Below are 23246 nucleotides of genomic sequence, written 5' to 3' on the forward strand. Positions count from 1 at the left end.
AATTTATTTAATATTATAAAAACCTTTTAATCAATGATTAGAAGGTTTTTTTTATCTTTGATTATACAATATTCTGAATATGAGAAAATTCTACTTTTTAGTTTTGTCCGTTTTAGTTTTTCATCAGCTTTATTCTCAGAATGAAAATCTTGAAAGAAAAGGAATGATTGCAAAAGAAATGAAATCTTTTGCCAATAAAATGACAACTTATAATGTCAATCCTAATACACTAAATTACGATTTGCAGTACCAAAGGATGGATGTAAGTTTAGATCCTGCTGTTTATAATATTTCAGGTTCGGTGACTTCCCACTTCAAGCCAAATCAGAGTATGAGCAGTATTTACTTTGATTTGGCTAATACTCTCACCGTTTCTCAGGTTCAGTATCACGGAACAAATCTTGCCTTTCAACAGCTTTCTACAAAAGAAGTGAAAATTGATTTTCCGGCTTCTCTTCCTGCAAATGTCTTGGACTCCGTGACAATAAATTATTCCGGACCGCCTGCTACAAATAATGATGCTTTTTCGACAGGTTCACAAAACGGGGATTTTATTTTGGCAACTTTAAATGAGCCTTACGGAGCACAAGATTGGTTTCCTACGAAACAAAGCATGAATGATAAAATTGACAGGTTTGATTTTAAAATAACGACTCCCAATCAGTACAGTGTTGCCGCAAATGGTAAATTTATGTCAGAAACTCCGCTTCCGGCTAATAAAAAGCTGACGTTTTGGAGAACGCAATATCCTATGGCTGCTTATTTGGTTGCATTATCAATTACCAATTTTGTTAAAGTAAATACCACAGTTGGAAATCCACCTTTTCCTTTTGTGAATTACGTTTATCCTACAACTTATAATAATGCAACAATTATGTCTAATATTAATTGGACGAATGACATTATGCAGGTTTTTGAAACGTACTTTGGAACATATCCTTTTAGAAATGAAAAATATGGGCATATGGAATTTCATTACAACGGGGTTTGTATGGAGCATCAGACTATGTCTTCAATGAGCGGTTGGGATAAATATGTGATTGCTCATGAGCTGGCACACCAATGGTTTGGAGATAAAGTAACCTGCGGAGGTTGGAATGATATATGGCTGAATGAAGGTTTTGCAACATTTGGTGAGCATCTGGCCCAGGAAAAATTATTGATGACCAATGCGCAGTTTATGGCTTATTTAGCTAATCAAAAAGATTATATTACCCAGGTTCCGACAGGAAGTACCTATGTTTCTGATGCGAATTTAGGAAATCAAAGTGCTATTTTCAGTGGCAGATTGTCTTACGCGAAAGGAGCTTATATTTTAAGAATGATTAAATGGGTTTTGGGTGAAACTGCGTTTTATCAAGCTATTAAGGATTATCATTCAAGACCGGATTTGGCTTATAATTATGCTAAAACTCCTGATTTCATGGCATCTTTATATCAGTCGACAGGAAAGGACTTTACAGAATTTTTCAATGATTGGGTGTATGGGGAAGGATATCCCACTTATGATATCCGGTGGACTCAATCACCAACCAATCAAAATCTGACTTTCAAAGTGTCCCAAACGCAGAGCAGTCCTACAGTCAGCTTTTTCGAAATGCCTTTACCTATAAAAGTAAATGGAACAGGAGGACAGGTTGCTTACCTGACCCTGAATAATACAACAAATAACCAGTATTTTACTGAAACCGTTTCGTTTCCGGTGGCAAATATTCAATTTAATTATGAATATCAAATGCTGGAAAGAAATTCTACGGTAACGAAGGACACAACATTGAGTACAGCAGATGTTAGCCTTAATAATTTTGCTTTATATCCAAATCCTGCTAAGAATGAATTATATTTAAAAGGAATAAATAAACCTACGGATTACACAATTTATTTCACAGATGGAAAATTGGTTCAGAAAGGAAGTTATCAGCCTGAAAAACCAATTGACATCCAAAAATTAATTCCGGGAACTTATATTTTTAAAATTAATGATAAGAATATTAAGTTTTTGAAAAGATAAAATAAATCAGGCAGCTCAACTGAGCTGCCTGATTTATTAAACGTTATAAGATAGGATAGAATGACAACAGTGATCGTTCTGCTGACATAATTGCATAAAGTAATTCCATTTTGAAGCAGTTTTTAATTGTTAATATTATGTAATTTTTCAGATTTGGAAACTTTTTTGTCTTTTAATCGCCCGGTTAGCTTTTCTTTTTGCTTTTCTTACTTTAAAACTGAACCATTTTTCCTTAAATAAATTTCTCATGATATTATCAAAATGCCTGATAAGCACCAGATTTTTAAAGCCTCTCCATTTTTCTAGAAAACTTGAGGGCAAAGCTCTGACTGATACAGAATACCCTTCAGTCTCATATTGAATGTAATGCCACCATCCGGAAGGTATATAGAGTGTTTCACCGGGGTTTATAACCGCTTCATAGCCATCTAAATATTTCAGTCCCGGAAATTCTTTATAGTCAGGTTCTTTAATGTTGGCTAAACTGTGAAAATTATAAGGAAGTTTATACATCAAATCAGACTGTTCCCAAGGAAATAACCAGATTCTTTTAATACCTTGAAATTGTGTAATAAAAACGTGTGACATATCAATATCAACATGATTTCGCGTAATTGAGCCCTTGCCGCCGAAAAACATAAACGGTAGCCATTTTATAATTTTTCCTTTTGTGACATCGTTATAATAAAGATCATTTTTTAATTCCGGTTTTATACTTAATAAATTGAATAAAAAAAGTCTGTGTTCAGTAGGAGAGGAAGTTATCAAATCGAGATATTTTGAGAATGTGCTTTGTCCGATAGGTTTGCTTGCCACTCTGTCTAATGATTCGATTTCACTTCCGTAAATGTTGACTTTATATTCGCCTGCAATTTCTTTAAAATATTCATAGTTCCATTTTGTGAAAGCGGGACTTTCCGGGTCTACAAAATCTTTTAAAATAACCGGTTTTGCAGGCTTCATGTAAATATGTAAGAAATCTTTGGCTGATATGTTTTTAAGTTTTTGTACTGGTGATAATCTCATTTTCCTGGATTTAATGTAACAAATATAATGATTAGTCTACTAAAATTATAGACTAATAACGGAAAATAGTATGATTTTATTTAAACATGTAGAATAAAAATCATAAAAGTATATACTTTACCGCCTTTTTACTAAATTAGCGCATCTAAAAAATTACTTAAAATGATCTCTAAAAAGTATCTTGAAAATTTACAGAACGAACTTCAAAATATTGAGAACGACGGGCTTTACAAAAGAGAAAGAATTATTACTTCTCAGCAAAGTGCAGAAATAGAAGCCAATGGAAAAAAACTTTTAAATTTTTGTGCCAACAATTATTTGGGATTATCAAACAATCCGGAAGTGATGAAAGCTTCTCAGGATATGATAGAGTCTCATGGTTATGGAATGTCTTCTGTTCGTTTTATCTGTGGAACTCAGGATATTCACAAGCAACTGGAAGAAAAGATTGCTGAATTTTTAGGTCTTGAAGATACTATTCTTTATGCAGCATGTTTTGACGCAAACGGGGGCGTTTTTGAACCTTTGTTTACCGAAGAAGATGCTATCATTTCTGATGAATTAAATCATGCTTCAATTATTGATGGTGTTCGTCTTTGTAAAGCAGCAAGATACCGTTACAAAAATAATAATATGGAAGATTTGGAAGCACAGCTGATTGCGGCTTCTGAAAAAAATCACCGTTTCAAAATTATTGTGACAGATGGAGTTTTCTCAATGGACGGAATCGTTGCAGACCTGAAAGGAGTTTGTGATTTAGCGGATAAATATGATGCTTTGGTGATGGTTGACGATTCTCACGCAACTGGTTTCATCGGAAAAACAGGGCGTGGAACTCACGAAGCAAACGGAGTGATGGGAAGAGTAGACATCATAACTTCTACATTAGGTAAAGCTCTTGGTGGTGCGTTGGGAGGATTTACTTCCGGTAAAAAAGAGATCATTGATATGCTGAGACAGCGTTCTCGTCCGTATTTATTTTCAAATTCACTAGCTCCGGGAATAGTAGGGGCAGCTTTGAAAGTATTGGATATGATTTCTGAAGACACTTCTCTTCGTGATAAAGTAATGGAAAATGCAGAATATTTCAGAACTGAAATGAAGGCTAAAGGATTTGATATTCCTGATGGGGATGCTGCTATCGTTCCGGTAATGCTTTACGATGCTCCTTTAGCTCAAAAAATGGCGGAAAAGCTTATGGATGAAGGAATCTATGTAATTGGCTTCTTTTATCCGGTTGTTCCGAAAGGAAAGGCAAGAATCAGGGTTCAGCTTTCTGCAGCACATACAAGAGAACATTTGGATAAAGCTATTGTTGCTTTTGAAAAAGTAGGAAAAGAGCTTGGTGTGATTTCTTAATCGATTATAATTTAAATTAATATTGAGATGCTTCGACAGGCTCACCAGGACACCGCTAATACTACTATTTTAATTATGAACATTTTTTTAATTAAAACAAATTGATTTAAAAGTGTTCTGGTGAGCCTGTCGAAGCATTTTTTATATAAACTTATATTTTCCTTATTAAAGTATTTTATTTTTAAAGAATGTATAAAAACTTATCTTTGCACATAATTTTTTCTGAATGCTTTACACGATAATAAAAGCTTTACACATTATCTTCATGGTAAGCTATTTTGCGGGAATTTTTTATCTCGTGAGAATTTTTGTTTACTATAAAGATACTGACGGTTTTGCTGAAGAAAAAAAGAAGATTTTACGGGAGCAATATATATTCATGGCGAGAAGGCTGTGGAATATCATTACAGTTCCCGCAGGAATTATTATGGCGGTTTGTGGATTGATCATGATTTTTTTGAATACCGGATTAATGAAAATGCCTTGGTTTCATTTGAAACTTACTTTCCTTATCGGTTTGGCCATGTACCATTACTGGTGCTGGAAAAAAGTTTTACAATTAAAAAAACTCAACGGAAGTACTCTTGAAGTGTCCAATATCAAACTGAGACAAGCAAACGAAATTGCAACCTTCATTTTGTTTCTTGTTGTATTTACGGTGATTTTAAAATCTTCGGTAATTGAATATTGGTGGCAATTAATCACAGGATTTTTCGTTTTGGTATTTTTAATCATGATGACCGTGAGATTGGTTAATAAAAATAAAAGAAAATAATAAAAAGCTTCAGCTAAAAACTATATGCAGTAAACTCAGCCTACTGCTTATTGCCTATAGCTTGCAGCACATTAAAAAAACTATGATAGCAATTTTTAAAAAAGAACTTTGGAGTTACTTCGGAAACTGGAGTGCGTGGGTTATTATCGCCGCATTCAGTTTGATAGCAACTCTTTTTTTGTTTTTTTTCGACAATGATTCCAATATTTTCGAAATCGGGATGGCTTCTTTACAAAGTTATTTCGTTTTGGTTCCGTGGTTATTAATGTTTATTATTCCGGCACTTTCAATGAAAACATTTGCGGAAGAACAGCAGACAGGAACATTAAACTGGTTATTTTCCCAACCGTTAAAAATCTCGGACTTGGTTTTAGGGAAGTTCCTTTCTGTTTGGGTTGTTGGGATTTTATGTCTTATTCCATCGTTGATTTATCTTTATACCGTGTATGTTTTGGGTGTGCCGGCAGGAAATATTGACCTGGGAATGACTTTCGGAAGTTATGTTGGATTGATTATTTTGATTGCTTCATTCTCCGGTGTTGGAATTTTAGCTTCTTCGGTGTCTCAAAATCAGATTATGGCGTATTTGGTGGGTGTTTTCATGTGCTTTATCATGTATTTCGGAATTGAACAATTGGCAAGCTATAAATTGTTGGGCGGTGCAGATTTTATCCTTCAAAATATTGGATTTTATCAGCATTTCTTAGGTTTTACAAGAGGTTTAATAGATTTTAAAGATGTAGCTTATTTCGTTTTTGTAATAGGTCTTACATTGGCTTTGTCTAATCATTTTATCAATAAGAAGAAGTAGAATTATGAAAAAGATACCATTTAAATCTCCACTAGGAATTTTACTGTTTATTATCCTTCCGTTGGCTATTATTTTAGCCATTTCAGGAATCAGATTAGACTTAACAAAAGAAAAAAGATATACACTTTCTGAGAATACCATTAAAGTTTTGGAATCGGTGAAAAAACCGGTGACTATAGATGTTTATCTTGAGGGTGATTTCCCCGCAAGCTTCAAGCAGTTGCAGGGTGAAACGAAATTTATGCTGGAAGAATTCCGAAAGATAAATCCGAAAATTGATTTCAAATTTATCGATCCTATTAAAACAAAAATGTCTCAGGACACATTGATGGCAATGGGAATGCAGCCTTCAGTTCTTCCTGACGTGAAAGACGGAAAAGTTTCTCAGATTGTTTTGTTTCCATATGCGGTTATCAAGCATGACAAAAGAGGGATTTCTATTCCTTTGGTAGTGCAGCAGGCGAATATCAGTGCAGATGAACAGCTTAGAAAATCTATTGAGAATTTAGAATATAATTTGATTTCAAATATCAAAAATATTGCGGTAGACAAAAGAAAAAAAGTTGGTATTTTAGTGAGTCAGGATGAATTAAGTCCTGATGAATTTCAGGGATTTATGCATTTAGCGCTGGAAAATTATGATGCAGGTCCTATAATTCCTAAAAATCAGACTGAGCTTTCTTTAGCCGATGTTCCTTTATTGAAGCAAATGAGCGCTCTGGTAATTGCTAAACCGAGAAAAGCTTTTACAGATAACGAAAAAGTGATTTTGGACCAATACATCATGGGGGGCGGAAAAACGCTTTGGATGATTGATGCCGTAAATGCCGAAATGGATACTTTGATGAGGTCTCAAAAAATAATGCCTTTCCCTGTGGATATCAATATGACAGACTTTTTCTTCAATTACGGAATCAGAATCAATCCGGCCTTGGTGAAAGATGTGAAAAAATTTGCCCTGCTGAAACTGGTAACAGGAGAGGTAAGTGGAAATCCTCAGTTTACAAGCCTTCCCTGGCCATATTATCCGTTGGGAATTGCTGAAGACAACAATCCGGTTACTAAAAATATCAACCCGGTAAAATTTGAGTTTCCTACCTCGATTGATACATTGGGCGGAAGAAAAAATATTAAAACTAAAGTCCTTTTTGAATCAAGTGAGAGAACGTTGCTGAAGCAGGTTCCGAATTATGTTGATTTAAAAGAAATTTCAAGTGTTGACAGTCTTGGGCAAATGGAAAAACCGAGTACTCCGAAAATTTATGCCGTTGCCTTGGAGGGTAAATTCAATTCTGCCTATGCTTCAAGAATTGAAAGAAAATCATATCCCGGGTTTAAAAATCAAAGTCCTGAAAACAAAATGATTGTCATTGCAGACGGAGATGTCGGAAGAAATAAAGTGGTGAAAGGAGAACCTTTACCTTTGGGAGTTGATTTAATGACCAACGAGCAATTCGGAAATGAACAGTTTCTTAGAAATGCTCTGGATTATTTGTTGGACGACAGTAATTTAATGGAATTAAGAAATCGAAACATTGAAGAACGTCTTCTTGACAGACAAAGAATTAACGAAGAGAAATCAAACTGGCAGTGGTTTAATTTACTGCTTCCATTAGTTATCATCGGGATTTTAGGAAGTTTATTCTTCTGGTTGAGGAAGAAGAAGTTTGGATAAAGATATAGAAAAAGAGAAACCTCACGGTTTCTCTTTTTATTTTATTTAATGATTTTCAGATATATTTCCGGAATGGGTCTTCCTCTTATAATTTAAATAACCGAGAACTCCAAAACACATCATTGGTATATAATAATATTAAACATCCTTTATAAAATCCTCATATTCATAGAAAAACTTCTCAAAGCCATCCATCTTTTCCACAAAAAATTCAAAAATTTCCTGCCATGTATTTTTATTGAAAATGGAAACATCATGTTTTTCTATCCAGATTTTGCTGATAACCTTTCCGTTTTCCAAAGTAAAATATTCCTCTCTTTGAAAATCTCCAATGAAGTCTTTTAAAATATCCTCCAAAGACCAGATTTTCTCATAATAGGCATTGCGAAAAATTTCATCTTTCATTTCTATATCTAAAGAAACTTCTGCTTTCTTATTATCCGCATAAAATTTGAAAGACATATCCTTTACTTTGGTATCATACAAAATCCATTTTCTTGGAAAAGACTTTCCAAATGCCGTCCAAAATTCTTTTTTTAACTGTTGTGCTTCCTGTTTACTGAACATGGAACAAATATAGTGATTTGGTAGGAAGTTAAATACCGGAAAGAGGGAAGTGAATAACACATTTTAAATGCTTCCAGCGCCTATCTTTCGACCTCCAACTTCAAAATGCTACATTTCAAACAATTTTCTTATTTTTGCTGTAATGCTGTCAAAAAAATCTCAATATGCTTTTAAGGCACTATCATATCTTGTTGAAAAAAGAAATGATGGTCCAATTCTTATTTCCGAAATTGCGGAACATAAGAAAATCCCTTTAAAATTTTTAGAAAATATTTTGCTTGAATTAAAAAAAGCTGATATCCTGGATAGTAAAAAAGGAAAAGGTGGAGGATATTTTTTTAAAGAAAATCCTGTAAATGTAAAGCTTGCGAAGATTATCCGTCTGGTAAACGGACCTATTGCCATGCTTCCTTGTGTAAGCTTGAATTTCTATGAAAAATGTGAAGACTGTAATGAAGATCACTGTGGTTTGCACGATGTTTTGATAGAAGTTCGGGATGCGTCACTGAATATTTTGGAGAAAAAAACTTTAATGGATTTGATCGACTGATCTAAATCCTTTTTTTTGAATAATTAGTCTACTTATTTGGTAGGATAATTATTTTATTAGATATTTGCAATACTTCAAATGAATAAATTATGATTTCAAAAGAAGATGCAGACACACTGAAACGGCTTTCAGCAGAGGAAGGGTTGAAATTTATTTCCGAAAAATTCTCAGCCGGAGCTGTTTTCTCCACATCACTTGGTCAGGAAGATCAGGTTATTACAGATATAATTTTTAGTCAGAATTTACCGATAAAGGTTTTTACACTAGATACTGGGAGACTTTTTTATGAACATTACGAGCTACTTTCAAAAAATAATTCAAGGTATAAAATCAAAACAGAAGTTTATTTTCCGGAAGCGTCTGATATAGAGAAATATGTCAATGAAAAAGGGATAAATGCTTTTTATCATTCCATAGAAAACAGGAAAGAGTGCTGTTTTATCCGAAAAGTAAAACCCCTGAACCGGGCTTTAGAAAATGCAAAAATCTGGATTACCGGTTTACGGTCCGAACAGTCTGAAAACCGTGAAAATATGCCTGTTTTGGAATGGGACGAACAAAAAAATCTCTATAAATATAACCCGTTGATTAACTGGTCATACGAAGATGTTTTGAATTATCTGGAAAAAAATAAAGTTCAGGATTTGACCTTACATAAAAAAGGATTTATCAGTGTTGGCTGCCAGCCTTGTACAAGAGCTGTCGAACCGGGAGAAAATCCACGGGCAGGCCGGTGGTGGTGGGAAAATTCACACAAAGAATGCGGTTTGCATACACATTAATCAAAAATCTTTTAAGTAATAATGAGCACATATAAATTAGACTATCTGGAACAGCTGGAAGCAGAAAGTATATACATCATGAGAGAGGTGGCTGCACAGTTCGAGAAGCCTGTTTTGCTTTTCAGTGGCGGAAAAGACTCCATTACACTGGTACATTTGGCAAAAAAAGCTTTTGCTCCGATGAAAATTCCGTTTCCCCTGGTACATATAGATACAGGGCACAATTTTCCTGAAGCACTGCAATTCAGAGATTATTTAGCAGAAAATATCGGTGCTGAACTGATTGTAAGAAAAGTTGAGGATACCATTAAAGCAAAAAATTTAACTGAACCTAAAGGTAAATTTGCTTCCAGAAATTGGCTGCAAACACATACTTTATTAGATACCATTGAAGAATTTCAATTTGATGCATGTATTGGCGGAGCAAGAAGAGATGAGGAAAAAGCAAGAGCAAAAGAGCGTTTTTTCTCTGTTCGTGATGAATTTGGGCAATGGGACCCAAAACTTCAACGTCCTGAATTGTGGAATATCTATAACGGGAGAATCAATAAAGGTGAAAATGTAAGGGTTTTCCCTATTTCAAACTGGACAGAGCTTGATGTCTGGAATTATATCAGAAAAGAAAATATCCAGCTTCCATCTATTTATTTTGCTCATGACCGGGAAGTGATTGAATATGATGGTCAATTGATTGCTGCCTCAGATTTTATTCAAATTGATGAGAATGATAAAGTTGTAAGTAAAAAAGTTCGTTACAGAACCGTAGGAGATATGACTTGTACGGCTGCGGTAGAAAGTGATGCGGAAACTTTAGATACTGTCATTAATGAAATTATTGCATCTAGAATTTCCGAGCGCGGCGAAACCCGAATTGATGATAAAGTAACGGAAGCTGCAATGGAAGACAGAAAAAAAGGAGGGTATTTTTAAGCTTTAGGCTAAAAACAATAAGCAGTAGGCTGAGAAAAACTCATAATTCATCATTCATAACTTATAACTAAAAACAAACGTGGACATATTAAGATTTATAACTGCAGGAAGTGTAGACGACGGGAAAAGTACCCTTATCGGAAGGCTCTTGTATGACAGTAAAAATATATTGATTGATCAGCTTGAAGCATTAGAAGAACAATCAAAAAACAAGAACGAAAACGGAGTAGATTTAGCAATTCTTACTGATGGTCTGAGGGCGGAAAGAGAGCAGGGGATCACCATTGATGTTGCGTACCGTTATTTTTCAACGCCGAAAAGAAAATTTATTATTGCAGATGCGCCGGGACATATTCAGTATACGAGAAATATGATTACGGGAGCGTCTAATTCTCAATTAATTATTATTTTGATTGATGCGAGACAAGGGGTGATTGAACAGACAAGAAGGCATTCTATCATTGCTTCATTATTAAAAATAAAAAATATTGTAGTTGCTGTTAATAAAATGGATTTGGTTGATTATTCCGAAGAAATTTATAATGATATTAAAGCTCAATATCAATTGGTTGCTCAAAAATTAGGTTTGGAAAATGTAAATTATTTTCCGATCTCAGCTTTTTACGGTGATAATATTGTTGAGAAATCTGAAAGGACTCCTTGGTATAAAGGGATAACTTTACTTGATTTTCTGGAAACAGTGAAAGTGAATAATGATTCTAATTTAGAGAATGCGAGATTTCAGGTACAATATGTAATTCGCCCACAGACTGAAGAATTTCATGACTACCGGGGCTATTCCGGCGAAGTGATTTCCGGAATTTATAAAAAAGGCGACACCGTTACAGTTTTACCTCAAAATATTGAATCCAAAATTTCAAAAATTGAAACAGGAGGAAAAGAAGTAGAGTTTGCTTTTGCCAATCAGCCTGCTGTTTTGCATATTTCAGACGATATTGATATCAGCAGAGGTGATTTTCTGGTGAAAACTGATAATCAACCCAAAGTAGAGAACGAAATTGAAGCCATTGTCTGTTGGCTTGATAAAAAAGAATTAAACGAAGGCAACAGGTATTTTATTCAGCATAAAAGCAAGATTTTAAAAACTGTAATTAAAGAAATTGAATATAAAATTGATGTTAATACATTAGAAAATATTCCTATTTATTCAGGAATAAAGCTGAATGAAGTGGTAAAGGTGCGTCTGAAAATGGCTTCACCATTAGTTTTTGACAGTTTTAATGAAAATAGTAATACCGGAAGTGCAATTTTGATTGATGAAACGAGTAATTCTACTGTTGGGGCCGTAATGATTTTATAATATGGTGATTTCAAGAAAAATTCAGATAAGGCTTAATGTGCTTTTTGTAACGATTGCAATATTATTTGTTGTGGTCTTTTCAGCGTATGAATTGGGCTATCTGGATGAGCTCTTTACAATTTTAGCCAAAGATAATTATATTTTTTACTGGATGCTTTTAGTGGGAGTTTTTGCAGAAATTGTTGCCGGATCAATGGGAATGGGATATGGTGTTATTTGTACCACAACGCTTTTATTTCTCAATATTCCGCCACATATTGTGAGCGCAAGTATTCATTCGGCGGAAAGTTTTACAACGGCTGCGGGAAGTATCAGCCATGTTAAACTTAAAAATGTAAGTAAAAGTTTAGTGAAAAAATTGGCTATTCCGGCTGTTATTGGGGCAGTAATCGGAGCTTTAAGCTTAACTTATCTCGGTGAATATTACTCTAAAATCACTAAAACTATCATTGCATTTTATACATTATATCTTGGTTTTCAGATTTTATCCAATGCTTTTAAGAAAAAACAACATAAATCTTTAAAAAGAAAAACGAATTTAACCAGGCTTGGGTTAATCGGAGGTTTCATAGATTCATTTGCCGGTGGGGGATGGGGGCCTTTGGTGACGGGAACTTTAATAAAAAATGCTTTTACCCCAAGATTTGCGGTGGGAAGCTCAACGGTTGCCAAGTTTATTTTAACATTAACGGCTGCAATTACCTTCTTTTTTACATTAGGAATCCAACATTGGAACATCATTTTAGGGCTTTTATTTGGGGGAATCATTACCGCTCCTTTTTCTGCAATGCTTACTGCAAAACTGCCTGTAAAAAGTATGTTTGTTATAATTGGGATTTTAGTGATTGTAATGAGTTCCATAACCATTTATAAATCTGTTTTTTAATTAAGATTCTCTTCAATGTGGAAAAATAACACATATAAAAATGTTATTGACTTTGAAAATATTTTACATTTACATCATTAAAAAAATAATATGAACTTATATGTAATTGCACTTTTCAAATTTAATGAAAACTATTTGATGGAAGCGGTTGAGCTGTTTCAAACTTTGGTAAGGGAAACCAGAAAAGAAGAGGGCTGCCTGCAATATGATCTTATCGAAGATAAAGATAATAAAGGAACTTTTTTCATGGTAGAATTATGGGAAAGTGAAGAACATCTAAACCGTCACAACGGGCAGGATCATCTTTTAAACTTCAGAAGGGATGTTTCCGGAATGCTTGAAAGCTCAACCCAGGTATATAAAGGCTCTAAAATTTTATAGGATCAAAGGGAACCTGTTCATTCATAAAAAAATTAAAGGCTGTTCACCATTGGTGAACAGCCTTTATTAGAAAAAATAGAAAGTATTAAAATTTAGATTATTTTACAATCAGCTTTTTGGTTTCAGAATTTCCACCGTAAGTGATTTTTACCAAGTAATTTCCAGGAACAAGTCTGGATAAGTCCAAATCTTGTTTGTATAAACCGGTTTGATTCGTCAATTCAGACTGATAAACCTGTTTTCCGGTAAGATCGAAAACCTGTACGCTTCCTTTATTATTTGCTTTTTCTTTAATATCAAATAATACAGTTACTTTTTTGTCAGCTGTCGCAGGATTTGGATAAATTCCGAAAGAAGCTTTTTTACCAACCTCTGTTACACCCAAAACCGAATTGATGTTCTTGTATTTGAAATACATATTTCCTGTAGTTGCACCTCCGTTTGAAATGAAGTACATCCTGTAATAATCGCTTCCCTTTTTAATGTAGTAAACAACATCAGTGTAGAAGCCTGATGTAGGCTTCCATGAGTGGCCGATTGTTGTAATATTTGAGGAAAAACTTGTACTTGCAGGGATAGAAAATGTAGATGTGGCCTGAGTTTCCGGCTGTACTTTTGCTACCGTGATACTTGGACTTTGAATTACCCCGGAAAGAGGATACATCATGATGTTATTATAAAAAGTATAATATTTTGTAAACATAAAGTCCCATGATGCTTTTGGCGGTTCCATATTTTCAACTTTAGCACCGGTAGTGAAAGAAAAATAATTGAAATAGGCATCATCAGTTCCATTAGCGATAGTTCTGGTCTCTGTGGTTCCCCAAGTAGATGTCGATGAGTTCCATTTAGAATATTTAAAAGTATAACCTCCAAAATAATCAGTAATAGCAAATTTGATATAGCTTCCGTCAGGATATTGTAATACAAAGATAATTTTTCCTTCTACATGGTGCGTTGCTCCATTATATTGTCCCCATCCGTATGGTGCAGAACCTTGCTCAAAAGCTCCATCTTCCAGAGCAGTCGTCTGATCGGGATTATAAATAGGAGCTCCCCAAGATGATTGGTTTGCAATATTAATATTGTCCCAATCTGCCAAATTATTTGAAGCCTCATATACTTTAATATCTTTAGCGTCATTAACTCTTGAGCCAAAACTCATTGCTGAATTTCTATAAAAAGCTACATCCCATGTGTTGGCCGGCTGGGAAACCATATTATTGCTCGATAAGCCAAAAAACACACGATTCTGGTACTGACTTCCCATTGACATATCAACCTGAGTATATCCTAATGCATCTGTCTGAGCTAAAACAGTTTGTTGAACTGTAAGAGCAAAAATGGAAGCCAAAAGTAGTTTTGTTTTCATAATATTTATTTTTTCTTATTTAGAATGATTCCACAAAAGTATATAATTATTTTTAATAAGTCTAAATAAAAACATGATATTTATCTTGTTTTTATATTAAATTTTTGAAAACAACACTTGATGGAAATTTAGATGTTAAAATGAAAAAAGGTCGGTTTATGAAATTTTCATAAACCGACCTTTTAATATAATTAGTCTAATAAATTCTTACTTTTTAATGAATTTTGATTTGGTGGCAATACCATCTGCTTCTTCAATAAGAACAAAATAAACCCCAGACTGGAGTCTGCTGATATCTAATTTTTGGTTAACTAATTTTCCTTCAGCAACTTTTGCTCCCAAAGCAGAGTAAACCTGAATATTTTTTGGTTCTTTTTTAGTTACAAACTGTAATGCTGTATTATCAGAAGTTACAGCAAACTGAGTTTTTGATGATGATTTTAATAGATCAGTTACTCCTAGAACCGAACTAGTGTTATATACTACATCATCAATCTGTATAGCAGTATGGGCTGTGGTTGGAAGAAATTTGAAAACAAGATACGATCCAGTAGATGCAGGAATAGGAACGCTAATATTTTGAACTGTCCCTACTGCAGTTATAGTAACCGGATCACCCACAGCAACAAATGTTGTCATGTCTGCAGGATTTGTGGCTACACCAATCTGAACTGTTGCAGGGCTCGTATATGGAGCTATAGGTGTAGCTGTAAATGATAACGTCTTGTCACCAGCAGGAATCACAATCTGAGGAGTGATTAAATATGAAGGTTGATTGGTATTATTTCCTGAATATGCCTGAACAGCTTTATTAGCATCTGCTGTTACAATCATCATTGGTGCTGGAGGAAAAGGAAGAGGGTTGTCAGCTAGTTTTGCAGACCATCCGTTTTGCGGAAAAGTAGCGTTTCCGGATGTAAAATTGTTAAAATTTTCATTAATTGTTGCTACTTGTGCATTTGCTGTAATAGCCGTTAACATGAATGTTCCTAAAAGTAGTTTTAATTTCATAACGTTATTTTTATTTAGAATTATTCCACAAAAATAAACAATTATTTTTAATTGTTCTAAATAAAGCGCTATATTTGTCGAAAATTTTTGCGACTATGAAGAAGAAAGTGCTTTCTATACTATCGCTGTCCACTGTTTTTTGGATGAATGCACAGGAAAGAGATTCTCTTAAACAGAAAAAAATCGAAGAAGTTGTAGTTACGGGACAATATACTCAACAATCTATTAATAAATCTATTTATAAAGTTGAGGTTATTGATGCTGAAAAGATTAAAAGCATGGCTGCAACGAATGCTGCAGAGGTTTTGAATCAATCTTTGAATATCCAAATCACACCAGATACAAATTCAGGAAACTCTACAGCAAACATTTTAGGACTTGGAGGTGCTTATGTTAAAATATTGATTGATAACATCCCTGTAGTAGGTGATACCGGTTTAGGTAGCAATATTGATCTTACAAAACTTAGTTTGAGTAATATTGAAAGAATTGAGATTGTAAAAGGAAGCATGGGAGTTGAGTACGGAAATGGTGCTTTGGCGGGAGTTATTAATATTATTACTAAAAAGAATAGTTCTAAAAAATTAAATATCACTGCAGCTTTACAGGAAGAATCTGTAAGAGACGGATATAATCTGAACAAAAAAGGAAAAGGAAAGCATATCCAAAATATTAACGTAGGATATAACATTAATGATAATTGGTTTACTAATATCAGCTTCAATCATACTCAGTTTATGGGATATGAAGGAGAAAGAAAAGGATACAAATTCTTCGATACAAGTGACCAAAAAGTACTGAGAGGTTACGAATGGAACCCAAAAGATCAATATGAGGCAAATGCTTTAATAAAATATACAAAAAATAAAACTTCATTTTTCTATAAGGCATCTTATCTAAGTGAGAAGTTCAATTTTTATAATCCTGTTATAAAAAGAGAATCACTTAATGACGGTCAGGGTGGTATTACATATACCAGTTTAGACAGAGAATATAATACAGAGCGTTGGATTCATCAGTTTAATATTCAGACAAACTTAGGTCAAATTCGATATATGGGGGATTTCTCATATCAGAATCAAAACAGAAAGTTTTTTGATTATACTTACGACATTCCAAACAGGCGAAAAGACAATAATTATGATGAACAATCATATTATAAAACCGATGTAATTTATTCTAGAGGGATGTTTAGCAACTTTTTGGATAATAAAACGTTTGATTTCCAATTAGGATACGAATTAGATCATACAAATGGTTATGCAGCTTTGATTGCAGGAGAATTTGATGGAAATAATGTGAAAAGAAAAATCTTCACATACGGAACTTTCCTTTCTGCAGAATGGAATATTTCAGACAAATTATCCTTAAGACCTGGAGCAAGGTTATCTGTAAGTGATAGATTTGATAATCAATTCAACTATTCACTTTCTGCAAGATACAAGACTTCGGAAAACTCTAATTTGAGAGGAGTTTTTGGTACTGCAAACCGTTACCCGACTTACGATGAATTGTTTACCTATTTTGTAAATGTAAACCACGATATTCAGGGAAACCCTGATTTGAAGCCGGAAAATGGGTATTCAGCAGGTTTATTTTGGGATCAAGGGCTTAATTTTGGAGACGGATGGAAATTCAATTATAATCTAGAGGCTCTTTACGTAGATCTTAATGATAAAATTGAAAATGTAATGATTATCAGACCTTCTACTTACAAATATATGAATTTGGATAAGTACAGAAGTCTTTTATTTGGTGTGAATGCCAACATTGTTAAAGATCAATTTTCATTAGGTTTAAGAACTTCATTGAATGGTATTTCTGTTTCTAAACAAGAATTAGAAGTTACGACTTCGAAAGATTTCCAGTATAATTTCCAGGTAGGAGCAAACGTTGCCTATAAATTAAAAGGGCCAAGTACAGCTTTCAACCTTTATTATAAGTATACAGGGCCTGCCAGAATTTACGTGATAGAAAATGAAGCATTCCGTTTGGCAAAAACAGATGGTTTTCACATGATGGATTTCATTGTAAGCCAGCCGTTTTGGAAAGATCGCTTAGAATTGTCTGTAGGTGTTAAAAATATTTTTGACGTGACTACAATTAATAGTACAAATAGCACAGCGTCAGGGCATGATGCTGCGACAGATCGTGTGAACCTATACTATGGTAGAAGTTATTTTGCAAGATTAATGTATCAATTTTAATAAAATCCCCTTATGAAATATTTAAAAATATTATCTCTTCTTTTAATCATTACTGTACAGTCTTGTTTTTCTGCAGATGAAGATCCAGTTACTGTACCGCCAATGACAGGTGCGACTGCAGAACCGGCAGTGGGAGGTGCTACACAGCCCAATCAAATTTGGATAGATTTAAGCGATATAGATCCTGTTACTAAAAAACCAAAACAAACAAGCAATCTTAGAACAGATTGGGAATTAGGTTTTTATAACGGTGATGAATTTCGAGTAATCATAAATGGAGCAATCGGAATGGCGGTTGCCAAAATTCCAAACGCAACCAATATTAATACTGTAAAATCTACTGATGTTTCTAGCTTGACGGAAGTTGTACAGATAGGAACCTTTACAGCTTCAAATTTACAGTATGTTGATAATCCGGATGGAAATTTCTTAACTCAAACTACAGGTATTGCTGAAATTAAAGCTAATGATTCAGAAAATGCAATTTATTTGGTAAATATGGGAAAAGCTATTCCGACAACAACTGTAGCTCCGGGTTCTGTTTCATTAACAGGCGATGCAAGAGGTTGGAAAAAGATTCAAATTTTGAGAACATCCAATGGATATAAATTAAGATATGCAGACCTTGATGATACTCAATATAAAGAATATATTATTACAAAAAATACGGATTATAACTTTAATTTCTTTAGTCTTCAAAAAGGAGCTCCTGTAGAAATTGAACCTAGAAAAGACAATTGGGATATTGCATTTACTACATTTACAAATGAAGTATTTTTAGGTCCGGGACAAAGTGCAGGAAGCTATTTCTACGCTGACTTTATTGTTACAAATATGCTCAGCGGAGTAGGTGCTTATCAAGTAGATGTTCCTACTGGGCAGACATTAGATCAGGCTTATGGGTCGTTCCAATTGAGTAATATAGAGCAATCTAAATTTATTTTCAATGATCACAGAGCAATTGGAGATAAGTGGCGCACAACAACTGGAGCAAACGGAGCGCAAACCTATACCAATAGATTCTTTGTTCTAAAAGATGCAGAAGGATTCTATTACAAATTAAGATTTAATGCTATGACGAATAACAGCGGAGAACGTGGTCATCCAAACTTTGAATTCGAACCTCTATAAAAATTAATCGATAAATCAAATAATAATATATCATGAAAAAATTCATTTTGGCAGCATCTGTTCTTGTTGCAGTATATTCATGTAAAAAAGAAACAGGAGCTAAAGCTGAAAATAATACAGAAGTCAGTTCAGAAACCCCAAAATCTAACAATAGAATCGTTACCCTTAACGGCGGAATTACAGAAATAGTGAGCGCTTTAGGTCACGAAAAAGAAATCGTAGGAACAGACGTTACAAGTACTTATCCTGAATCTTTGAAAGCTACAGCTAAAGATTTAGGTCACGTAAGATCAATAACGATTGAGCCGATTATGGCGGTAAATCCTACCTTGATTTTAGCTTCCGATAAAGATATTAACCCGGAACTAATGGGGAAAATTAAATCTTCAGGAATCAAAGCTGAGGTTTTCAAACAGGAATTTACGGTTGACGGGACTAAAAAATTAATTGCAGACGTAGCAAAAGCTATTGGAAATACAGATTATCAGAAACTGAACGATAAGATAGATGCAGATTTAAAACAAATTCAGCCTATTGCTAAAAAGCCAAAAGTACTGTTCATCTATGCAAGAGGAAATATGCTGATGGTTTCAGGTAAAAACACTCCAATGGCTGCATTGATTGACCTTGCTGGTGGTGAAAATGCAGTTAATGATTTCGAAGATTTCAAACCACTAACTCCGGAAGCGGTTGTTAAAGCAAATCCGGATGTATTATTTTTCTTCTCAAGCGGATTAGAAGGAGCAGGGGGAAACGAAGGTGCTCTTAAAATGCCTGGTGTTTCACAAACAAATGCTGGAAAAAACAAGAAGATTATCGCAATGGACGGAGGCTTGGTTTCAAGTTTCGGACCAAGATTAGGAGAGGCTGCTGTAGGATTAAACAAACTTTTAATTGAAAACACAAAGTAAATTATACTTTTATATAACAATAAGTGCCATACTGCTTGTCATCATAGCAGTATGGTCTCTTAATACAGGGGTTTACGACTTTGGGGGTAAATCTGCATTTGAGGTTTTAGGAAAAGTAATAAAAGGTGATTCTACATTATCGTTGAGTGATAAATATGTAGTTTGGGAGGTAAGGGCAGCCAGGATTATCATGGCAATTCTTATCGGAAGTATGCTCGCGGTTTCGGGAACGGGATTGCAGGGATTATTTAAAAATCCTTTGGCTACGGGAGATTTAATAGGACTGACATCGGGAGCGACATTACTTGCGGCAATTGCGATTGTTTTAGGAGGACATTTTAAGCAGTATCTTCCTGAAGCTGTTCAATTTTCATTGGTAGGTATTGCAGCTTTCATTGGCTCTTTTTTATCGATGATGCTGGTGTACAGGATTTCAACAAGTGGGGGAAAAACAAATGTTGTCATGATGTTATTGACAGGTGTTGCAATTACAGCTATAGGTTTTTCAATTACAGGTTTTTTGATTTATATCTCAAAAGACGACCAGTTGAGAGACTTAACTTTCTGGAATTTAGGGAGTTTAGCAGCTGCCACGTGGACGAAAAATATTATTTTGGCAGTTGTTTTAATCATTTCTTACATTATTCTATTGCCAAAAGGTAAAGCATTAAATGCGATGATGTTAGGTGAAAAAGATGCTCAGCATTTAGGAATTAATGTGGAAAGATTGAAGAAGCAAATCATCATAATCACGGCATTAATGGTTGGAAGCTGCGTAGCGTTTTCAGGAACAATTGGTTTCGTAGGTCTTATTGTACCGTATATTTTAAGGCTTTTATTTAAATCAAATTATGCTTTCATCTTGCCATTATCAGCGATTTGCGGAAGTGTTTTGTTATTAACGGCAGATACATTCAGCAGAAGCATTGTTGAGCCCTCGGAATTACCGATTGGTATTTTGACCGCATTAATGGGAGGCCCGATTTTCATAGCGATTTTAACTAAATTCAAAAAGTCATTGTAATGATAAAGGCCCATCAAATCAGTTATAAGCACAAAGAATTCCATATTCTGGATGGGGTTGATGTTTCTTTGGGATATGGTGAATTTTTAGCAATTGTCGGTCCGAATGGGGCCGGAAAATCAAGCCTGTTGAGTGTTTTGGCGAATGAAGTAAAATCAAAACAAAAGGTTACGTTCAAAGATAAAAACATCCACGATTGGTCTGTACAAGAATTGTCAAAGCATAAGGCCAAATTTTCCCAGCATAACAGCAATGACATTCCGCTTGAGGTAAAAGATGTCGTAATGATGGGGCGCTACCCCTATTTTGATGCTCAACCGCGGCAGGAAGACCATGAAGCAATGAACAATATGATGTACGAAACGGATGTTATTCACTTAAAGGACAGGGAATATAATACCTTGTCAGGCGGAGAGAAACAGCGGGTGCACCTTTCAAGAGTATTGGCACAGCTGCAAAATGAGATTGCCCATAAACTGCTTTTCCTTGATGAACCTTTGAATAATTTGGATGTTAAGCATCAATATAAAGCTTTAGAAATTATTAAAAACTTCACTAAAAAAGCAAATTCTGCGATTGTTGTTCTTCATGATTTGAATCTGGCAGCACAATATGCAGACAAAATATTATTAATGAAATCAGGAAAGGTTGCAGCTTACGGGACTCCGGAAGAAGTTTTCACCGCCGAGAATATCAGTGGAGCATATAATTTTCCTTGTACGATTTGTGCACATCCTATTACTAATAACCCAATGATTATTTTTGGATAATATGGATAAAGAAAACTTAAAAATATTAGCTCAGAATTTAGCCAATCCTCAGGGAGAAAAAGGAATTGAGATCGGTGAGATGATGAATGCCACCAATATAGGAATGACGCTTGAAAGCATTAAAACGCTTTTAATAGAAGACGATGAGCATATCCTTGAAATCGGTCACGGAAACGCGTCTCATGTTAAAAGTATTTTAAATAAAGCTCAACATGTAAAATATACAGGAATTGATATTTCCGAAACAATGCATAATGAAGCCAAAAGATTAAATGCAGAATTTAAAAATCAGGCGGATTTCATCTTGTATGAAGGTAAAAAATTACCTTTTGAAGATAAAACTTTCGACAAAATATTTACAGTAAACACCGTTTATTTCTGGGAACAACCGATTGAATATTTAAATGAAATTTATCGGATCTTAAAAGACAATGGTACTTTGGTTCTGACTTTCGGACAAAGAGATTTTATGGAAAAACTTCCTTTCACTCAATTTGATTTTACATTATACAATACGGATGAAATGGAGGAAACAGTTTCTAAAAGCCATTTTAAAAGGATGAAAGTTTCTGAAAAAGAAGAAGAAATTAAAAGTAAAACGGGTAACGAAACCGTTAAAAGATTATATACAGTTTTAACCATTAAAAAATAAAATAATGAGCACATTAGTTAATGATTTGAAAGAAAAATGGGAAGCTCTGAAAGCTGAAAATCCACATTTGAGAATCAGAAATGCAGCTGCACAACTAGGTGTAAGCGAGGCTGAATTATTAGCAACAAACGTAGGTGAAGGAGTTACAATCCTTAAACCTGAATATAAAGATATTTTAACAGAAGCTGAACAGTTGGGAAAAGTGATGGCTCTTACACGTAACGACGAGTGCGTTCATGAGAGAAAAGGAACTTACCTTAATGGGGATTTCAGCAGTCCTCACGCTCAGCTTTTTGTAGGCGAAGATATTGATTTGAGAATTTTCCTTAATCACTGGAAATTCGCTTTCGGAGTGGTAGAAGGTGACAAAAAGAGTCTTCAGTTTTTTGGAAAAGACGGATTGGCTCTTCACAAAATTTATTTGACAAAAGACAGCAATGAAGCTGCTTTCGATGCTATTGTTGAAAAATTCAAAGCGGATGAACAACACTCAACGTTAGAACTTGAAACTGTTGCTCCAAAAGCAGAAGAAAAGGCAGATTCTGAGATTGATGTTGAAGGTTTCCAAAAAGCCTGGACAGAATTGAAGGATACCCATGATTTCTTCATGATGACAAGAAAATTCGGAGTAAGCAGAACACAGGCATTAAGATTGGCTCCGGAAGGCTTTACAAAGAAAATCGATAGCTCAAAAGTAGTAAGCGTTTTGGAAGACGCTTCTGAAAAGCAACTGCCTATCATGGTTTTTGTTGGAAACAGAGGGATTATTCAAATTCATACAGGAAATGTGAAAAAAGTACTTTGGCATCAGCAGTGGTTTAACGTGATGGATCCTGATTTCAACCTACATTTAGATGTAACGAAAATCGCTGAAGCATGGATTGTGAAAAAACCAACTGAAGACGGAGAAGTAACGGCAATTGAAGTTTTTAATAATGAAGGTGATTTTATCGTTCAGTTCTTTGGAAAAAGAAAACCAGGAATTCCTGAATTACAAGAGTGGAAAGACCTTGTGGCAGATTTAGAAAAATAATAGTTAGATGATTTTTATAAGGCCGTTTTGTTTTTTCAAGGCGGCTTTTTTTCTTACGCCA

General features: G+C 34.5%; 22 protein-coding genes. 18 read left to right on the top strand and 4 right to left on the bottom strand.

Annotated elements, in window-relative coordinates; genetic code table 11:
• The first annotated feature begins 79 nt into the window (after positions 1-79).
• Complete coding sequence (locus ACM39_RS13120; RefSeq protein ID WP_048511504.1) at positions 80-2011, top strand: M1 family metallopeptidase; 1932 nt, start codon at positions 80-82, stop codon at positions 2009-2011.
• Between the two features lie 147 nt (positions 2012-2158).
• On the opposite strand, the gene ACM39_RS13125 is transcribed toward ACM39_RS13120, so the two are convergent.
• Positions 2159-3037: a cupin-like domain-containing protein gene (locus tag ACM39_RS13125; protein ID WP_048511505.1), complete on the bottom strand. Its 879-nt coding sequence runs from the start codon at positions 3035-3037 to the stop codon at positions 2159-2161.
• 162 nt (positions 3038-3199) lie between these two features.
• Between ACM39_RS13125 and kbl the strand changes: the two genes are divergently transcribed.
• From kbl to gldG, 4 genes are all read left to right on the top strand, one after another.
• Positions 3200-4396: a glycine C-acetyltransferase gene (gene kbl, locus ACM39_RS13130; protein ID WP_048511506.1), complete on the top strand. Its 1197-nt coding sequence runs from the start codon at positions 3200-3202 to the stop codon at positions 4394-4396.
• A 226-nt stretch (positions 4397-4622) separates the two neighbouring features.
• Positions 4623-5171, top strand: coding sequence for a CopD family protein (locus tag ACM39_RS13135; protein WP_048511507.1), 549 nt, complete (start codon positions 4623-4625; stop codon positions 5169-5171).
• Between the two features lie 82 nt (positions 5172-5253).
• Positions 5254-5982 carry an ABC transporter permease gene (locus ACM39_RS13140; RefSeq protein ID WP_048511508.1) on the top strand — a complete coding sequence of 243 codons (729 nt, stop codon included), beginning with the start codon at positions 5254-5256 and terminating at the stop codon, positions 5980-5982.
• Between the two features lie 4 nt (positions 5983-5986).
• Positions 5987-7657 (top strand): gliding motility-associated ABC transporter substrate-binding protein GldG, encoded by a 1671-nt coding sequence (gldG, locus tag ACM39_RS13145; protein ID WP_048511509.1) that lies wholly within the window; start codon positions 5987-5989, stop codon positions 7655-7657.
• Between the two features lie 138 nt (positions 7658-7795).
• Here gldG and ACM39_RS13150 read toward each other — a convergent pair whose 3' ends face one another.
• A complete protein-coding gene (locus ACM39_RS13150) occupies positions 7796-8224 on the bottom strand; it encodes a DUF4268 domain-containing protein (RefSeq protein WP_048511510.1) in 429 nt (142 codons plus the stop codon).
• 142 nt (positions 8225-8366) lie between these two features.
• Here ACM39_RS13150 and ACM39_RS13155 point away from each other — a divergent pair, with 142 nt between their 5' ends.
• From ACM39_RS13155 to ACM39_RS13180, 6 genes are all read left to right on the top strand, one after another.
• Entirely contained in the window at positions 8367-8774 is a 408-nt protein-coding gene (locus tag ACM39_RS13155) for an RrF2 family transcriptional regulator (protein ID WP_048511642.1), read from the top strand.
• Between the two features lie 89 nt (positions 8775-8863).
• Entirely contained in the window at positions 8864-9556 is a 693-nt protein-coding gene (locus ACM39_RS13160) for a phosphoadenylyl-sulfate reductase (RefSeq protein WP_048511511.1), read from the top strand.
• Between the two features lie 21 nt (positions 9557-9577).
• Positions 9578-10486, top strand: a complete 909-nt coding sequence (cysD, locus tag ACM39_RS13165) for a sulfate adenylyltransferase subunit CysD (protein ID WP_048511512.1) — start codon at positions 9578-9580, stop codon at positions 10484-10486.
• 79 nt (positions 10487-10565) lie between these two features.
• Positions 10566-11807, top strand: coding sequence for a sulfate adenylyltransferase subunit 1 (locus ACM39_RS13170; RefSeq protein ID WP_048511513.1), 1242 nt, complete (start codon positions 10566-10568; stop codon positions 11805-11807).
• Position 11808: 1 nt separating this feature from the next.
• The gene (locus ACM39_RS13175) at positions 11809-12693 is read left to right on the top strand and encodes a sulfite exporter TauE/SafE family protein (RefSeq protein WP_048511514.1); all 885 of its coding nucleotides are present in this window, start codon (positions 11809-11811) and stop codon (positions 12691-12693) included.
• A 90-nt stretch (positions 12694-12783) separates the two neighbouring features.
• Positions 12784-13074: a putative quinol monooxygenase gene (locus ACM39_RS13180; protein WP_048511515.1), complete on the top strand. Its 291-nt coding sequence runs from the start codon at positions 12784-12786 to the stop codon at positions 13072-13074.
• Between the two features lie 97 nt (positions 13075-13171).
• Here ACM39_RS13180 and ACM39_RS13185 read toward each other — a convergent pair whose 3' ends face one another.
• Both ACM39_RS13185 and ACM39_RS13190 read right to left on the bottom strand, forming a co-directional pair.
• Positions 13172-14446 (bottom strand): T9SS type A sorting domain-containing protein, encoded by a 1275-nt coding sequence (locus ACM39_RS13185; protein WP_048511516.1) that lies wholly within the window; start codon positions 14444-14446, stop codon positions 13172-13174.
• A 207-nt stretch (positions 14447-14653) separates the two neighbouring features.
• Positions 14654-15457 carry a T9SS-dependent choice-of-anchor J family protein gene (locus ACM39_RS13190; RefSeq protein WP_048511517.1) on the bottom strand — a complete coding sequence of 268 codons (804 nt, stop codon included), beginning with the start codon at positions 15455-15457 and terminating at the stop codon, positions 14654-14656.
• 95 nt (positions 15458-15552) lie between these two features.
• On the opposite strand from ACM39_RS13190, the gene ACM39_RS13195 reads away from it, so the two are divergent.
• The 7 genes from ACM39_RS13195 to ACM39_RS13225 are packed head-to-tail and all read left to right on the top strand — an operon-like array spanning position 15553 to position 23185.
• Complete coding sequence (locus ACM39_RS13195; protein WP_048511518.1) at positions 15553-17664, top strand: TonB-dependent receptor plug domain-containing protein; 2112 nt, start codon at positions 15553-15555, stop codon at positions 17662-17664.
• A gap of 12 nt (positions 17665-17676) precedes the next feature.
• Entirely contained in the window at positions 17677-18795 is a 1119-nt protein-coding gene (locus ACM39_RS13200) for an HmuY family protein (RefSeq protein ID WP_048511519.1), read from the top strand.
• Between the two features lie 32 nt (positions 18796-18827).
• The gene (locus tag ACM39_RS13205) at positions 18828-19706 is read left to right on the top strand and encodes a hemin ABC transporter substrate-binding protein (protein ID WP_048511520.1); all 879 of its coding nucleotides are present in this window, start codon (positions 18828-18830) and stop codon (positions 19704-19706) included.
• A complete protein-coding gene (locus tag ACM39_RS13210; RefSeq protein ID WP_048511521.1) occupies positions 19690-20730 on the top strand; it encodes a FecCD family ABC transporter permease in 1041 nt (346 codons plus the stop codon). Before ACM39_RS13205 ends, ACM39_RS13210 begins: the two co-directional genes overlap by 17 nt.
• Complete coding sequence (locus ACM39_RS13215) at positions 20730-21500, top strand: heme ABC transporter ATP-binding protein (protein ID WP_048511522.1); 771 nt, start codon at positions 20730-20732, stop codon at positions 21498-21500. The genes ACM39_RS13210 and ACM39_RS13215 overlap by 1 nt, the downstream gene beginning before the upstream one ends.
• A gap of 1 nt (position 21501) precedes the next feature.
• Entirely contained in the window at positions 21502-22152 is a 651-nt protein-coding gene (locus tag ACM39_RS13220) for a class I SAM-dependent methyltransferase (protein WP_048511523.1), read from the top strand.
• 4 nt (positions 22153-22156) lie between these two features.
• A complete protein-coding gene (locus ACM39_RS13225; protein WP_048511524.1) occupies positions 22157-23185 on the top strand; it encodes a hemin-degrading factor in 1029 nt (342 codons plus the stop codon).
• The last annotated feature ends 61 nt before the right edge of the window (positions 23186-23246 follow it).

Source organism: Chryseobacterium sp. FH2, from assembly GCF_001045455.1.
In the GTDB taxonomy this organism is placed as follows: domain Bacteria; phylum Bacteroidota; class Bacteroidia; order Flavobacteriales; family Weeksellaceae; genus Chryseobacterium.

Bases quoted from the DNA above. Each gene is read 5' to 3' on its own strand.
- ACM39_RS13120 (WP_048511504.1), top strand. From the start codon at position 80: ATGAGAAAATTCTACTTTTTAGTTTTGTCCGTTTTAGTTTTTCATCAG.
- ACM39_RS13125 (WP_048511505.1), bottom strand. From the start codon at position 3,037: ATGAGATTATCACCAGTACAAAAACTTAAAAACATATCAGCCAAAGAT.
- kbl (WP_048511506.1), top strand. From the start codon at position 3,200: ATGATCTCTAAAAAGTATCTTGAAAATTTACAGAACGAACTTCAAAAT.
- ACM39_RS13135 (WP_048511507.1), top strand. From the start codon at position 4,623: ATGCTTTACACGATAATAAAAGCTTTACACATTATCTTCATGGTAAGC.
- ACM39_RS13140 (WP_048511508.1), top strand. From the start codon at position 5,254: ATGATAGCAATTTTTAAAAAAGAACTTTGGAGTTACTTCGGAAACTGG.
- gldG (WP_048511509.1), top strand. From the start codon at position 5,987: ATGAAAAAGATACCATTTAAATCTCCACTAGGAATTTTACTGTTTATT.
- ACM39_RS13150 (WP_048511510.1), bottom strand. From the start codon at position 8,224: ATGTTCAGTAAACAGGAAGCACAACAGTTAAAAAAAGAATTTTGGACG.
- ACM39_RS13155 (WP_048511642.1), top strand. From the start codon at position 8,367: ATGCTGTCAAAAAAATCTCAATATGCTTTTAAGGCACTATCATATCTT.
- ACM39_RS13160 (WP_048511511.1), top strand. From the start codon at position 8,864: ATGATTTCAAAAGAAGATGCAGACACACTGAAACGGCTTTCAGCAGAG.
- cysD (WP_048511512.1), top strand. From the start codon at position 9,578: ATGAGCACATATAAATTAGACTATCTGGAACAGCTGGAAGCAGAAAGT.
- ACM39_RS13175 (WP_048511514.1), top strand. From the start codon at position 11,809: ATGGTGATTTCAAGAAAAATTCAGATAAGGCTTAATGTGCTTTTTGTA.
- ACM39_RS13180 (WP_048511515.1), top strand. From the start codon at position 12,784: ATGAACTTATATGTAATTGCACTTTTCAAATTTAATGAAAACTATTTG.
- ACM39_RS13185 (WP_048511516.1), bottom strand. From the start codon at position 14,446: ATGAAAACAAAACTACTTTTGGCTTCCATTTTTGCTCTTACAGTTCAA.
- ACM39_RS13190 (WP_048511517.1), bottom strand. From the start codon at position 15,457: ATGAAATTAAAACTACTTTTAGGAACATTCATGTTAACGGCTATTACA.
- ACM39_RS13195 (WP_048511518.1), top strand. From the start codon at position 15,553: ATGAAGAAGAAAGTGCTTTCTATACTATCGCTGTCCACTGTTTTTTGG.
- ACM39_RS13200 (WP_048511519.1), top strand. From the start codon at position 17,677: ATGAAATATTTAAAAATATTATCTCTTCTTTTAATCATTACTGTACAG.
- ACM39_RS13205 (WP_048511520.1), top strand. From the start codon at position 18,828: ATGAAAAAATTCATTTTGGCAGCATCTGTTCTTGTTGCAGTATATTCA.
- ACM39_RS13215 (WP_048511522.1), top strand. From the start codon at position 20,730: ATGATAAAGGCCCATCAAATCAGTTATAAGCACAAAGAATTCCATATT.
- ACM39_RS13220 (WP_048511523.1), top strand. From the start codon at position 21,502: ATGGATAAAGAAAACTTAAAAATATTAGCTCAGAATTTAGCCAATCCT.
- ACM39_RS13225 (WP_048511524.1), top strand. From the start codon at position 22,157: ATGAGCACATTAGTTAATGATTTGAAAGAAAAATGGGAAGCTCTGAAA.